Raw genomic sequence first — 13,845 nt, 5'->3', positions numbered from 1 at the left:
ACGATGGAAAACGGAGCATTTACGATTCATATCAATGGCAAGGAGTATTCCGCAAAAGAAGAACAAACGATCTTGGATGTAGCTCAGTCACAAGATTATATGATTCCAAGTATTTGTTACCATCCGAATTTGGGGTCTATTCAAACATGTGATACTTGCTTCGTACAGGCAAATGGAGAGATGGTTCGAGCATGTACTCACAAGGCAGAACCGGACATGATGGTTGATACCCAATCAAAAATGGTCAAGGATGCTCAATATGAGGCAATGAGTCGAATATTAAAAAATCATGAGCTATATTGTACAGTTTGCGATAACAATAATGGCAATTGTGTCGTTCATAATACAGCTGAGTACTTGGAAATTGAGCATCAAAAATATGAATTTAAACCAAAGCCATATCCGCCCGATAATTCTCATCCTTTTTACCGATATGAGCCGGACCAATGTATTTTATGTGGGCGTTGTGTGGAGGCTTGTCAGGATTTACAGGTTAATGAAACGTTAACGATCGATTGGAATCGAGAAGCGCCAAGGGTAATTTGGGACAATGATGTACCCATCGATCAATCTTCCTGTGTATCTTGTGGTCATTGTGTAACCGTCTGTCCATGTAATGCCTTAATGGAAAAAACGATGCTCGGCGAAGCAGGATTTCTAACCTCTATTCCACCAAAGATTTTAGAACCGATGATCGATATGACAAAAGAAGTAGAACCGGGCTATAAAGAGATTTTTGCGATTTCTGAAGTGGAAGCAGCGATGCGTAAATCTCGTATTAAACGAACAAAGACGGTTTGTACGTACTGTGGTGTTGGATGTAGCTTTGAGGTTTGGACAAAGGATCGAAAAATCCTGAAAATTGAGCCCCAAGCTGAAGCACCCGTCAATGGTATCTCTACCTGTGTTAAAGGAAAATTCGGTTGGGATTTTGTTAATAGCGAAGAGCGTTTGACCAAACCGTTAATTCGGAAAGGGGAAGAGTTTGTTGAGGCAACATGGGAAGAAGCGTTGGGATTAATTGCATCAAAGTTGTCGGGCATTAAAGAAGAACATGGTCCAGATTCGATCGGCTATATTGCTTCATCCAAATGTTCAAATGAAGAGAATTATATCTTCCAAAAGTTTGCTCGTTCGATTATGGGAACGAATAATATTGATAACTGTTCCCGTTACTGTCAATCTCCTGCCACCACAGGTCTGATGCGTACGGTCGGTATTGGTGGAGATTCTGGTACAATGCGTGATATTGAGAAATCAGAATTAATTATCGTCATCGGAGCAAATCCAGCTGAATCTCACCCAGTACTTGCTACAAGAATTAAAAGATCGCATAAGCTACATGGCCAAAAAATAATCGTCGCTGATATTCGCAAGCATGAGTTAGCGGAGCGAGCGAATCTTCATATTCATCCGAAACCGAGCACAGACCTCGTTTGGCTGTCTGCTGTAACGAAATATATTTTCGACCAAGGTTGGGAAGATAAAGAATTTTTACAATCACGGGTTAATGATGTAGAAAAATATAAAGCATCGTTGGAAAAATTCACATTAGAATATGCAGAGGAAATTACGGGATTGTCTCAGGCAGAAATCATTCAATTAGCGGAAATGGTTCATGAAGCGAAATCAGTCTGTATCTTATGGGCGATGGGGATTACTCAGCATTTAGGCGGATCGGATGGAAGTACAGCGATTTCCAATTTATTGCTTGTTACAGGAAATTATGGACGTGAAGGGACAGGTGCTTACCCTTTACGTGGTCATAATAATGTTCAAGGTGCTTGTGACTTTGGCACAATGCCTGCTTGGTATCCTGGCTATGAGCCGGTTCAAGATAAAGAAGTAAGAGAACGGTATGAAAAAGCATGGGGCGTATCACTACCAGAAAAACCTGGGATGAATAACCACCAAATGGTAGAAGGCATTCAGGATGGGAAAATAAGAGCGATGTATTTATTTGGAGAAGATATGGCAATCGTCGATTCCAATTCAAATCATGTGCATGATGCCTTTGAAAAGTTAGAGTTTTTCGTCGTTCAGGATGTCTTTTTTTCCAAAACAGCACAGTTTGCAGATGTCGTCTTGCCAGCAGCCCCAAGTCTTGAAAAAGATGGTACATTTACCAATACAGAAAGAAGAATTCAGCGTTTTCATAAAGTGTTTGAGCCACTTGGGGACGCAAAACCAGATTGGCTCATTTTCCAAGAGCTAGCCAATCACTTAGGTGCCAATTGGAATTATAAGGACCCAAGCGAACTTATGGCGGAAGCGGCTTCATTAGCACCAATCTTTTCTGGTGCGAGCTATGAACGTTTAGATGGATGGAACAGTTTAATATGGCCAGTTAAAAAGGATGGAACCGATACCCCGCTATTATATGAAGAGCGTTTCTTTTTTCCAGATGGGAAAGCAAGACTTTATCCTGTTGATTGGACGCCACCGTTTATGGCAGGCGAAGAATATGATCTTCACTTAAATAATGGTCGCTTGCTTGAGCATTTCCATGAAGGAAATATGACGTATCGTTCTAAAGGCTTAACCCATAAAGTTCCCCATCCTTGGCTTGATGTGTCTGAAGAGCTGGCAAAAGAAAGGGGACTTGAGGATGGATCTTTAGTTCGTTTAACCTCCCCATATGGACAAGTAAAAGTAAGAGTAATGGTTACTGACCGAGTTAAAGAAAATGAAATCTATTTGACGATGAATTCAAGTGAAGACTATGAAGCGGTCAATCGTTTAACGAGTAGCTATCACGATAAAATCACCCATACACCAAACTATAAGGAAATGGGTGTGAAAATGGATGTACTAGAGGAAAAGGGCGAGCCTCCACTGCCAAAGGTGAATCATCGTTTTGGCAATCGCATTCCTCAACTTAGTGTAAAAGTGGAGGAAAAATGGAGAAGAGTAGATTTTACTCCAATAACAGAGTTGATAGAGGGGGAGCAGTATGGCGAAAGCGATCAGGCAAATTAGTAAAAGTGTACCGAACCCAATAGATGAACAAAAGGAGTCGATCGCAACCTTACTTCAAGCCATTGGTGATAATCGTGAAGCTTTAATGACGACGCTTGATATCATTAAAGGCTTACATGAAATGGGCGTGCTCGATGCAGCCAAATCGATGCTTGAGCAACGTGAAGATATTGGCGCCATTGCCATGCAACAAGCAAATCAGACAGGAGTCCATAATATCGTCAAAAATGGCATGACGGCGATCCAATTCGTCGGTTCGATTAATCCGGAGCAATTGCAAGCGATTTTACATGGATTATATACGGGCTTTGAACGGATGTTAGATGTCGTCAAAACTGGGGAGCAGAAAAGTCTAATTAAATTAGGCTCAAGCCTACGAGATCCTGATGTCAAAGTATCCCTTACAACAATGGTTGAATTTTTGCATGGAATGGGAGAAGCGTTCAAACGAGAGAATGAAAAAGTCAATTAGAGGGGGATTAGAATGGAAACAGGGAAGCTGAAACTTCAGGGATTAAGCTCTCAAGAAGATGCGGACAAGATTCTCCGTGCCTTAAATGAAGTATGGGGGGTCCGTAATGCTGAAGTGAATGTAAATCATAAGGAAGCAGTCGTCAGCTATGACGAGAAGGCAGCGTCCTTACATGACTTTGAACAAGCGATCATCGATACTGGCTATGATTTGCTGAAGCAATAAGAAGGAGGAATGGGAATGAGAGTCTGTGAAGTTTGCGGTGTTGAAGAAGAATGGAATCCAAGTGAACATGATGGTGACAAAATAGAAATGGGCTATCTCCATGTGTGTGAAGCTTGTCAACAAGATCGAAAGTTCCATTTATACGAACCAATGGAATAACGAGGCAAACGGAAGGAAGATGGTATGAAACCGATCGAAATAAAGCGTAAGATGTTACGATTTCAAAACGGAAATCTAGTAGCGAAGGAAGATGCGATCGTAACAGAGTACCCTCTAACAGTGAAATTAAATGGAGAAGAATGGGTCACGATGGTCTGTTCACCAGAATATATGGAAGATTTAACGATCGGTTTTCTCGCTTCAGAAGGTGTGATTAAAAGATATGAAAATATTGATGAGCTTTGGCTCCAAGAAAAGGAGGGCTTTATTCATGTTAAGACAAGGGAAGTGAATCCCTTTTATGAAAAGCTACAAAACAAACGCTATATCACTTCTTGTTGTGGGGCAAGCAGACAGGGATTTGTGTTTGCCTACGATGCTTTAGGCGCGAAAAAAATCGATGGAGTTAACATAAAGCTTTCGATAGAGGACGCCTTTCGCCTTATGAGTGACATGGAGAAAAATGCAAAGATTTTTCAACAGACTGGTGGCGTTCATAATGCGGCACTTTGCGATCAGAATGCGGTTCTTTTAACCCGTATGGATATCGGTCGTCATAATGCTCTCGATAAAATATATGGTCATTGCTTAAAAAATGATATTGAGATCCATGATAAAATCATTGCATTTAGCGGAAGAATCTCTTCTGAAATTTTAGTAAAAGTCGCAAAGATTGGATGTGAAATCATTCTTTCTAAATCAGCTCCAACTGAATTAGCTTTGGAACTCGCCGAACACCTCGGTATCACGACGATTGGGTTTATTCGAGGGGAATCGCTAAATATTTACACTTGTCCTGAAAGAATATTAGTGGCTAAGGGATTGAGTGAAGAGATACTTGATACAGAACTACTGCAAAGAAAAAAGAGCATTTGACTGCTCTTTTTTTCATTTTGCATTCTTTTGCCATGCCTTCTCGGCAAGGAACAAACCGATTGCTTTATTTCTTTCCCAAATCGACGGAAAATCAACGAGCGGGAGGCTATTATCTTCAATTAAAGTTCCGATCTCTACTGTAAATCCAGGTTTTTCAAACTCCTCTACAAACCAATCCGTAAATCCACCACCTTGCTGATGAAAAGCTGGTTCCTCTAACTCATAATCCGTTATATCCGCTATTTTTTCAGCGATCGTATAATAATCATCGGTAAATCTCGTTGTGTGGGTGAGGCCCCATTGATGATATCCCCAAAAAATAACATTGCCTGAAGAGTGATAAGATGCAGCAATTTCAGGATTAATTTCACGAGTAAAAGCGACGAGAGCTTTAACTTCTTCTGCATCTAAAGGCATTGTGCCTTTGAAAAATTGGTAACTTGGTTTTGAATTCACTCCTTTTAGATTTTCCCAATTAGCTGGATACTGTCGATTAAGATCGATTCCGTGAATATTTGCTTTCCATCTAGCAAAATCTCTCGAACCTTCATTCATATCGATTAGAGTTCCATGGGTGTAGGCGGGAAAGGCATGGAGTCCAAATTGTTGCAAGGTGACCCCATCAGGATTGACCATTGGGACAAACCAAATCGACACTTTATCTAATATTTTTGGGTTAAATCCCTCTATCGTTTGATTTTTCTCATAAGCCTCTAAGTAGCGATCAAGCATTCTCATTAAGAGGGCACTTGTCATCCACTCTCTTGCGTGATGGGCTCCATGCATTAAAATAGATGTTTTCCCATTGCCTAGTTTGATCGCCCAAATTTTCCTCCCAAAGGTAGTAGTCGTCAGCGATTTGTATGTAAGGAGGTTTGGATATTGCTCAGAAAGCTTATCAAGGTCTTCGGTTAAAGCATCATACGTGTACATTACTTTCGGATTGACTTCATTTGCAAGACTGAGTGAAGGAACAGAGCTGAAGATAATGACTAGAGTCCATAAACTTTTTATAAACATTTTCATATTATATATTCTGTTGTAAGAACGTCATTTTCATGAAAGATTTTTGAAAAACTTTAATAAAAAAGAGAGAAGAAATAATTGAAATTTAATTACTATTCTGTCTATAATAAGAGTAATTAAATAGTTATCAAGAGTGACCGAGAGAACTGGCTCAAAGACGTCACAGCAACCTGTATGTACGCAAGGTGCTCCAACCAGCAAAGCGATTGCTTTGGATGATAAAACGGTCGAAAACTCCTTTTGTATCCAAATGCAAGAGGAGTTTTTTATATTTTTAAGGGAGAGGTAGATTATGAATATAAGTGGAATGGCAAGAAATTATATAGCAAAGTATTTTAACGGAGAAGATTTTTTGGTCCATGTTTCGAAAACAATAGAGCGGCAATTGCAAGAATGGAATGCATCATATGAAGTGATAGTCATGAAACTGGAGAATTATCATTGGAATGTAAAAATTGAAGAACAATATTATGAGCTTCATTTAACTGAGGATGAAATTAAAGTTCTGCAAAAACAAGATCCATACGCACTTGATCGAAAAATATGGAAAGAACTGAATGCGCAAGGACTTCCGATTTTATATGGGTATGGGAACTATTTAGATTTGGTTTTGTGATTTGTAGTAAAAATCAGTCACATTTTTAACTTCCTGTCATATATTATTTTCGGTGTGAAATATGAAATGGAAGGAAGTAAAGACAATGAACGAGAATCAAATTACGATCAAAAGAACTGATAGTGTTACAAGTGGGAATGGATTTAAAGTAGTAAAAGTAGAAGTCTCAGCTCCGGTCGAAAAATTATATGCAGTTTGTACGCCAGTAAATTTAAAATAGAGAGAATGTTAATACTGATTTAATGTTCAGTAATTTGACAATTTTTTTATTTTTTGCCGAAATGCTATTATAATATAGCTTGTGATTGTGCGTTAATCGCTCTATTTTTACTTTCATTCGCAATTTTATACTATCAAGTGATTAATTAGATAGTATTTCGAAATTATTTTCAGTTTTTTAACCTATAGTTGAATATTTACATGCTTGATAGACTGTGTTACTATCAGTCATGCTTTGATTGTTAGGAAAACGAAATTTAATCCTTCAAAGCGAAGCATATCATTTTCAACGGGGTGTAGGTTAGATGAAAGAACAGATTGTTGTTCCGTTTGAAAATACGGAACTACTTAAAGAGATAAGTATATTACGTACAAAGAAAAGCGATTTATATCACAAAAGTGGCCCTAATAGTCCTGTGTATCTAGATTTAGCGTTAAAGCTTGATTTTCTAGAAACAAAATACATCGAGGAAAAAATAGATCATCTTATTAAGAATTAACTTTTTTGTCATTTAATATAGGCGAATGAAAGAATTGAGGTTTTTATCCATAATGAGGGCTAATTAATTATGCATTGTAAGGGTATCGATAATAGGATGCTCTTTTTTTATGAAAAAGTGTTTGAATAAAAAGAAAATTTATAATGAATCACCATTCATTTTATGGTATCTTACAAGTAGGTGGTAAAGTTAGGTGGTGATCATTTGCTTGTAAAAAGGAAGTCCATAAGGGGCGAACACGAGAAAGTTCGTTATATTCAAGGATTGGTTTCCCTTCATAATGTTCAGTTGAATGTATATTGTTTTGAAGTAGATGGGCTGCTTGTGGATACAGGTGCTCAAGTACTATTAAACGAGTTTAAACCTTTTTTTGCAGAGGCAGATGTCGAACAAGTGGTGATTACCCATTTTCATGAAGACCATACAGGGGGTGCAGCTTATTTACAGCGAGAATATCAACTGCCCATCTACCAGAATGAAATGACGATTGGAGATTGCGCCAAAAAAGCTGACTATCCTTTGTATCGAAAGATTTTTTGGGGTAATAGAAAACCGTACGAAGCAATTCCGATCGGTGAGACATTTACATCAAGAACGGCAACATGGGATGTCATTCCCACTCCTGGGCATGCAAAAGATCATCTAGCTTTTATAAATCGTGAAACAGGACAGCTTTTTTCAGGAGATTTATATGTGACCCCGAAAACGAAACTCGCCTTGCGTGAAGAAAGTATTCCATCCATTATTCAATCGATAGAGAAGGTTTTGACGTATGATTTCGCAGAATTATTTTGCTGTCATGCAGGTTTTATCAAGGATGGACGCAAGGTATTGACAAATAAGCTTCATTATTTAAAGGAATTACAGGGAAAAATCGTAACCCTTCAGAAAGAAGGACTTAATGAATTTGAGATTCAGGCGAAACTCTTTAAAAAGAAGTATCCGCTCACATTATTTTCTTCAGGTGAATGGGATTCGATTCATATCATCCGTTCCATTTTACAAGATTAAAAGGAGGAAGATAAATGTCTAGCATTCCAGCAATACTTCAAAATTTACGTATTCCAGTTATTGGTTCACCACTTTTTATTATTAGTAACCCAAAGCTGGTCATTGAACAGTGTAAAGCGGGAATCGTCGGTTCCATGCCTTCATTAAATGCCCGACCTGCTTCCCAATTGGATGAATGGCTCGCAGAAATTACAGAAGAATTAGCTTCTTATAATGCAAAAAATCCGGATCAACCTGCGGCACCTTTTGCGATTAACCAAATTGTTCATAAGTCCAATGACCGCTTAGAGGCGGATATGGAGCTTTGTGTAAAGTATAAAGTTCCGATCATCATCACGTCTTTAGGGGCGAGAGAAGAAGTGAATATTGCCGCTCATAGCTATGGGGCTGTCGTTTTTCATGACGTCATCAATAATCGTTTTGCCCATAAGGCCATTGATAAAGGGGCGGACGGATTAATTGCAGTAGCCACAGGTGCTGGTGGTCATGCAGGGAGCAAAAGTCCCTTTGCCTTGGTACAAGAGATTCGGGAATGGTTTAATGGACCTCTTGCGTTAGCTGGTTCGATCGCAAATGGAAACGCTATCTTAGCTGCCCAAGCAATGGGGGCGGATTTTGCCTATATTGGATCGCCTTTTATTGCGACAAAAGAAGCGAGGGCGGCCGAAGAATATAAGCAAGCAATCGTTGACTGCACTTCTGATGATATTGTTTATAGCAATCTATTTACTGGTGTTCATGGAAACTATTTGGCACCATCCATTCGTGCTGCAGGGTTAGATCCAACGGCCTTGCCTGAAAGTGACCCATCAAAAATGAATTTTGGTGGCGATACGAAGGCGAAAGCATGGAAAGATATTTGGGGAAGTGGCCAAGGGATTGGGGCAATAAAAGAGGTATCGAGTACTGCACAATTTGTTGAAAAATTACATCAAGAGTATATGAAAGCAAAAGAGGATTTATCCAAAGCAATAAATCATTTTGCATAATAAAAAAGGAGCTTGCGATATGTAAGCTCCTCTACTGTTTTTAGTTATTCGTTGAGCTTTCAATAAGCGTTCCACGTTTGTAGTGGTTCATTTCCGTTAATTCAATGATATATTGATAGTTATCGATTGCACATTGAATTTCTTCTTGCTGTTCTTTTAATAGTGTTGGATCCTTTAATTTATCCTCTAGGTGATGCTTCTTTTCTTCTAATGTTTGTTTGATTTCTTGATAGTTCATCATAAACACCCCTTTGTGAGTTCGTTTTAGGTAAGCGCTTTCTAAATCTAGTATACAAGAACTTGTTAGTTATTCATCCGTTAAAATATTAAGAATTTGTGAAACATTTCTACAGTTATCGATTTTTCGGAGAGAGAATAATTTTCAACTTTTTTTCATTTTTTTATAGCATTTTTGAATGATTGTTGATAGTATAGTGAATGAATTATTAATGGAAAGCAGATAGTCAATATCAGGGTCTTTCCAAGCAGATAATTTTGACCACTTTTTCTACATGAAAAAGTTAAGGCAACGGTTCGCCGGGTCAAATGCCGATTGGCAACTTAGTTGCCCTATTGATTGAGTTAAAAGCTCAAATTTTATAAGTTGGTTACTTTACAACCAGTGTGCGGGATGCATATCAACTTGTGAAACGGTCAATAAGAGTGGTAAAAGTAATTATTTGCTATATAGACTCTGAACCTATTGATATATTAAAATATTAAAAAGCTATCCATTCATGATCAGTTTAATACATACTATTCTCATGTCTTTAATTAGCTTTGTTAATATTTATGTTTATATCTCAAGCAAGTGATGCGCATGTTTATGCGTTTTTTCACTTGCTTTTTTATTTGTTCTTTGACCGTGAGCAAAACCACAAAATCTTATGGAAAAGGGGAATGAAATATGGGTAAAGCACTTATTATCGGTTGTGGTGGAGTGGCATCTGTTGCCATCCATAAGTGTGTTCAAAACAGTGAGGTATTCGAAGAAATTTGTATCGCAAGCCGTACAAAGTCCAAATGTGATGACTTAAAGGCAAAATTAGACGGTGGCAAAACAAAGATTACGACTGCACAAGTAGATGCAAATAATGTCGATGAACTTATTGCTTTAATTGAAGAAGTGAAGCCAGATGTTGTGATGAACTTAGCATTGCCTTATCAAGATTTAACGATTATGGATGCTTGTCTTGCAACAAAGACTCATTACATGGATACAGCCAACTATGAGCCAGAAGATACAGCAAAATTTGAATATAAATGGCAATGGGATTATAAAGAGCGTTTTGAAGAAGCTGGAATTACAGCACTTCTTGGTAGTGGATTTGATCCTGGTGTAACAGGTGTGTTTACTGCTCATGCGTTAAAGCATCATTTCGATGAAATTGAGTATATCGATATTCTTGATTGTAATGCTGGAGATCATGGCTATCCTTTCGCCACGAATTTCAACCCTGAAATCAATATTCGTGAAGTTTCTGCCAATGGCCGCTATTGGGAAAATGGCGAGTGGATTGAAACGAAGCCAATGGAAATCAAGCGTGTGTATGACTTCCCTGAAGTTGGTCCAAAAGATATGTATCTACTCTACCATGAAGAGCTAGAATCTCTTGCGAAGCATGTTCCAGGTCTTAAGCGTATCCGTTTCTTTATGACATTTGGTGAAAGCTACTTGACTCATTTAAGAGCTCTCGAAAATGTAGGAATGACTTCAATCGAACCAATTGAATTCGAAGGAAAGCAAATCATTCCACTTCAATTTTTAAAGGCTGTTTTACCAGATCCTGCTTCTCTTGGACCACGTACAAAAGGGAAAACAAACATTGGATGTATCTTCCGTGGCAAGAAAGACGGTAAAGAGAAAACATACTATGTATACAATGTTTGTGACCATGAAGCTTGCTACGCAGAAGTTGGTTCTCAAGCTGTTTCTTATACGACAGGTGTACCAGCGATGATCGGTGCGATGATGATTATGACTGGAAAATGGAATAAGCCAGGTGTGTTCAATATTGAGGAATTCGATCCAGATCCATTCATGGAAGCATTAAATATGTGGGGACTCCCATGGCAAGAAAGCTTTAACCCAGTTCTTGTAGATGCTGAAGATAAAGTAAAAGAACCGGAGCTTGTTGGCTAAAATGCGTTTCGAAGAATTACCAACACCAAGTTATGTAGTAGATGAGGCACTTTTAGAAAAAAATCTTCGGATTCTCAATGGGGTTATGGAGAGAACCGGAGCGAAAATTATTCTTGCACAAAAAGCGTTTTCCATGTACTCGATGTATCCGCTTATTGGAGAGTATTTAAGTGGTACAGCAGCAAGTGGATTATACGAAGCAAAACTTGGATTTGAGGAGATGGGGAAAGAGAATCACTGCTTTTCCCCAGCATACCGTGAAGATGAAATCGATGAGATTATCTCTTACTGTGATCACATCATCTTCAACTCTTTTTCACAGGTAGAAAAATATCGTGATAAGGTGTTGAAAGCGGGTAAAAAGATTGGTCTTCGCATCAACCCAGAGTGTTCGACGCAAGTGGGTCATGATATATATAATCCATGTGCGATTGGATCACGTTTTGGGGTGACCATCGAACATTTTCGCCCAGAGCAATTAGACGGTATTTCTGGACTTCATTTCCATACACTTTGCCAACAAAACTCTGATGACTTAGCGACCACACTTGACGCCATTGAAGAAAAGTTTGGTCCTTGGCTTTCAGAGATGGAATGGATTAATTTCGGGGGCGGTCATCATATTACCCGTGAAGATTATGATATTCCTTTATTAGAGGACTGTATTCGACGAATGCAGAATAAATATGGTTTGAAAGTGTATCTTGAGCCTGGTGAAGCAGTTGCCTTGAATGCCGGATTTTTGATTACGACGGTTCTTGATACTCTTCAAAATGGAATGGATATTGCGATTCTTGATACGTCTGCATCTTGTCATATGCCTGATGTATTGGAAATGCCTTATCGTCCACCATTACTTGGTTCTGGTGAAGCAGGGGAGAAAGCCTATACTTATCGACTTGGTGGGCCAACTTGTCTTTCTGGCGATAATATTGGCGACTATTCTTTTGATGAACCGTTGAAAAATGGTGATCGCCTCGTGTTTGGGGACATGGCCATCTATACAATGGTCAAGAATACGACATTTAATGGCATGGCGCTGCCTTCTATTGCTGTTCGCGATAAGAACGGTGACTGTCGTGTATTACACAAGTTCGGGTATGAAGATTTTAAGATGAGATTAACATAATTGTTGAGAAGAGAGGACCACTTATGGTGAGTGGTCCTTTTGTGCTGTTTCCGGGATTATTGTACGAAGTTACGGATAAAGTGGAAAAGTTACGGAATTAATGCTCAAAGTTCCGGAATTAATTTTATTTTTCCGGAATTATGCTCGAAAGTTACGGAATTCCTCATTCAGATAGTAGACACGGCCCTTCGTGGAACCTGAATGAGGTAGATTCATAGATTTCAGCAAGTAATTTGCCACATCTGGGGAGTGAACGTGGAAGAATTTTCGGAATTCCTGGTTCGTAATTGTTGGTTTAACCAAAAATGAGTAATCTTTAAGGGATTCAAGATGAGCATCTTTCCTTTTGAGTTGGCACATCGGACATCTCCAAGTTCCATAACGATGAATCATTTTCATATATCCACATTCGGGGCAACGAACTCCTGTTAAGATTTCTTCCTCCTTAATACCGTACTTTTTCAACAAATCAAATGACTCCTGAGTATTTCTTTTTATAAGAAGTTTAGATAATTTTCGGATCGTTTTCCCATCATAAATTTGCTTCTCATATTTACGATTTACTTCGCCAATGCGATTCAATAGGCTATGACCATGAACGACCTTATCAAGGGCTTGTTTGTTTTGAGGACTCGTTTTGACTATCGTAGAGGGATTGCTAATGACCACGTAATAGTCAAAGGGGAGATTAAATCCATTGGAGCTGAGCCAATTCCGAAGCTGTTGCTGGTGCCATTTTGCTTGAGAGAGGGGATCTTGGAAGCCTTCTTCCTTATCGTTCGCAGTGCGGATTAGTTGATTGAAAGATTCATCGAAATAGAGTGTACCGAAGAAATTTTTACATTCAAGGATTAGGGCGAAGCGATTCGTGAGGAGGAGAAAATCAATTTGGAAAAAGTGGTTTTTACTTGGTAGTCGAAGGGAGTGAAAAATGAAGAAGTCTTTATCTGGGAGGAAGTCTAGATAATAGGATACGGCTCTTTCACCTTTGTATCCGGCTAGTATCCGGACTAAATCTTGTTGAATCTCTAGTGTTTTCGGGTGGCCATCTAGTAAACGTTGTACTAATTTTTCGAGGATGATGGCTCGAATGGGTTTTGAAAGTTCTTTTAAATACAAAGTGCAACACTCCTTTTTGTGGTTTCCGGAATTATGAGTGGTTTTTCCGGAAAAAAATGAAAAGTTACGGAATTATAGCGCAAAGTTACGGAATTAATTTTATTTTTCCGGAATTATCCCCAAAAGTTCCGGAATTAACGAAATACCATCAACTTTGTGATGTCACTCAACTGCTATCATAGCATAAATTAACTTATGATTTTGTACTTTCTAAATAAAGTGACTGTTACAATCAAAATATAGTAATAGTTAGAATGGACACGTCGTTTTTTCAGAGGAAAATAGCGAAGAAATTTTAAAATGTAGTTGGGAATATCATGCAAAAAGTGCTAAGGTATAAAGCTTATCGTGGATTTTCACAAGCTGTTCTTCCGTTTTTTCT

Annotated in this window: 15 protein-coding genes and 1 riboswitch; of the genes, 12 read left to right on the top strand and 3 right to left on the bottom strand. The window is 38.6% G+C overall.

Annotation, left to right across the window (positions count from 1 at the left end; genetic code table 11):
- Window positions 1–3 precede the first annotated feature (3 nt).
- From fdhF to fdhD, 5 genes are read left to right on the top strand one after another with little or no spacing between them, the layout of a single operon-like run.
- A complete protein-coding gene (gene fdhF / locus AA0X71_RS12590; RefSeq protein ID WP_413355659.1) occupies window positions 4–2,979 on the top strand; it encodes a formate dehydrogenase subunit alpha in 2,976 nt (991 codons plus the stop codon).
- Window positions 2,954–3,451 carry a DUF1641 domain-containing protein gene (locus tag AA0X71_RS12585; RefSeq protein ID WP_413355658.1) on the top strand — a complete coding sequence of 166 codons (498 nt, stop codon included), beginning with the start codon at window positions 2,954–2,956 and terminating at the stop codon, window positions 3,449–3,451. The genes fdhF and AA0X71_RS12585 overlap by 26 nt, the downstream gene beginning before the upstream one ends.
- 12 nt (window positions 3,452–3,463) lie before the next feature.
- Window positions 3,464–3,676, top strand: coding sequence for a heavy-metal-associated domain-containing protein (locus tag AA0X71_RS12580; RefSeq protein ID WP_413355657.1), 213 nt, complete (start codon window positions 3,464–3,466; stop codon window positions 3,674–3,676).
- A gap of 15 nt (window positions 3,677–3,691) precedes the next feature.
- Window positions 3,692–3,835, top strand: a complete 144-nt coding sequence (locus tag AA0X71_RS12575; RefSeq protein WP_413355656.1) for a hypothetical protein — start codon at window positions 3,692–3,694, stop codon at window positions 3,833–3,835.
- 24 nt (window positions 3,836–3,859) lie between these two features.
- Window positions 3,860–4,711: a formate dehydrogenase accessory sulfurtransferase FdhD gene (gene fdhD / locus AA0X71_RS12570; protein ID WP_413355655.1), complete on the top strand. Its 852-nt coding sequence runs from the start codon at window positions 3,860–3,862 to the stop codon at window positions 4,709–4,711.
- 12 nt (window positions 4,712–4,723) lie between these two features.
- On the opposite strand, the gene AA0X71_RS12565 is transcribed toward fdhD, so the two are convergent.
- Window positions 4,724–5,737: a M14 family metallocarboxypeptidase gene (locus tag AA0X71_RS12565; protein ID WP_413355654.1), complete on the bottom strand. Its 1,014-nt coding sequence runs from the start codon at window positions 5,735–5,737 to the stop codon at window positions 4,724–4,726.
- 121 nt (window positions 5,738–5,858) lie between these two features.
- Window positions 5,859–5,962: riboswitch (SAM riboswitch) on the top strand.
- A 67-nt stretch (window positions 5,963–6,029) separates the two neighbouring features.
- Here AA0X71_RS12565 and AA0X71_RS12560 point away from each other — a divergent pair.
- From AA0X71_RS12560 to AA0X71_RS12540, 5 genes are all read left to right on the top strand, one after another.
- Window positions 6,030–6,353, top strand: coding sequence for a hypothetical protein (locus AA0X71_RS12560; RefSeq protein ID WP_413355653.1), 324 nt, complete (start codon window positions 6,030–6,032; stop codon window positions 6,351–6,353).
- An 85-nt stretch (window positions 6,354–6,438) separates the two neighbouring features.
- Window positions 6,439–6,573: a hypothetical protein gene (locus AA0X71_RS12555; RefSeq protein ID WP_413355652.1), complete on the top strand. Its 135-nt coding sequence runs from the start codon at window positions 6,439–6,441 to the stop codon at window positions 6,571–6,573.
- Between the two features lie 304 nt (window positions 6,574–6,877).
- Window positions 6,878–7,072: a hypothetical protein gene (locus AA0X71_RS12550; RefSeq protein ID WP_413355651.1), complete on the top strand. Its 195-nt coding sequence runs from the start codon at window positions 6,878–6,880 to the stop codon at window positions 7,070–7,072.
- A gap of 204 nt (window positions 7,073–7,276) precedes the next feature.
- A complete protein-coding gene (locus AA0X71_RS12545) occupies window positions 7,277–8,083 on the top strand; it encodes an MBL fold metallo-hydrolase (RefSeq protein ID WP_413355650.1) in 807 nt (268 codons plus the stop codon).
- Window positions 8,084–8,097: 14 nt separating this feature from the next.
- Window positions 8,098–9,072: an NAD(P)H-dependent flavin oxidoreductase gene (locus AA0X71_RS12540; protein WP_413355649.1), complete on the top strand. Its 975-nt coding sequence runs from the start codon at window positions 8,098–8,100 to the stop codon at window positions 9,070–9,072.
- Window positions 9,073–9,112: 40 nt separating this feature from the next.
- Here the strand turns inward: AA0X71_RS12540 and AA0X71_RS12535 are convergent, their stop codons facing one another.
- Window positions 9,113–9,310: a DUF3896 family protein gene (locus AA0X71_RS12535; RefSeq protein WP_413355648.1), complete on the bottom strand. Its 198-nt coding sequence runs from the start codon at window positions 9,308–9,310 to the stop codon at window positions 9,113–9,115.
- Between the two features lie 669 nt (window positions 9,311–9,979).
- On the opposite strand from AA0X71_RS12535, the gene AA0X71_RS12530 reads away from it, so the two are divergent.
- Both AA0X71_RS12530 and nspC read left to right on the top strand, forming a co-directional pair.
- A complete protein-coding gene (locus AA0X71_RS12530) occupies window positions 9,980–11,215 on the top strand; it encodes a saccharopine dehydrogenase family protein (RefSeq protein WP_413355647.1) in 1,236 nt (411 codons plus the stop codon).
- 1 nt (window position 11,216) lies between these two features.
- The gene (gene nspC, locus AA0X71_RS12525) at window positions 11,217–12,344 is read left to right on the top strand and encodes a carboxynorspermidine decarboxylase (RefSeq protein WP_413355646.1); all 1,128 of its coding nucleotides are present in this window, start codon (window positions 11,217–11,219) and stop codon (window positions 12,342–12,344) included.
- A 138-nt stretch (window positions 12,345–12,482) separates the two neighbouring features.
- Here nspC and AA0X71_RS12520 read toward each other — a convergent pair whose 3' ends face one another.
- Window positions 12,483–13,463, bottom strand: coding sequence for an NERD domain-containing protein (locus AA0X71_RS12520; RefSeq protein WP_413355645.1), 981 nt, complete (start codon window positions 13,461–13,463; stop codon window positions 12,483–12,485).
- Between the last annotated feature and the right edge of the window lie 382 nt (window positions 13,464–13,845).

Origin of the sequence: Robertmurraya phoenicis (assembly GCF_047302285.1) — a bacterium.
In the GTDB taxonomy this organism is placed as follows: domain Bacteria; phylum Bacillota; class Bacilli; order Bacillales; family Cytobacillaceae; genus Robertmurraya.
The sequence above is the reverse complement of the archived record's forward strand: the minus strand, read 5'-3'. Positions and strand labels throughout refer to the sequence as shown.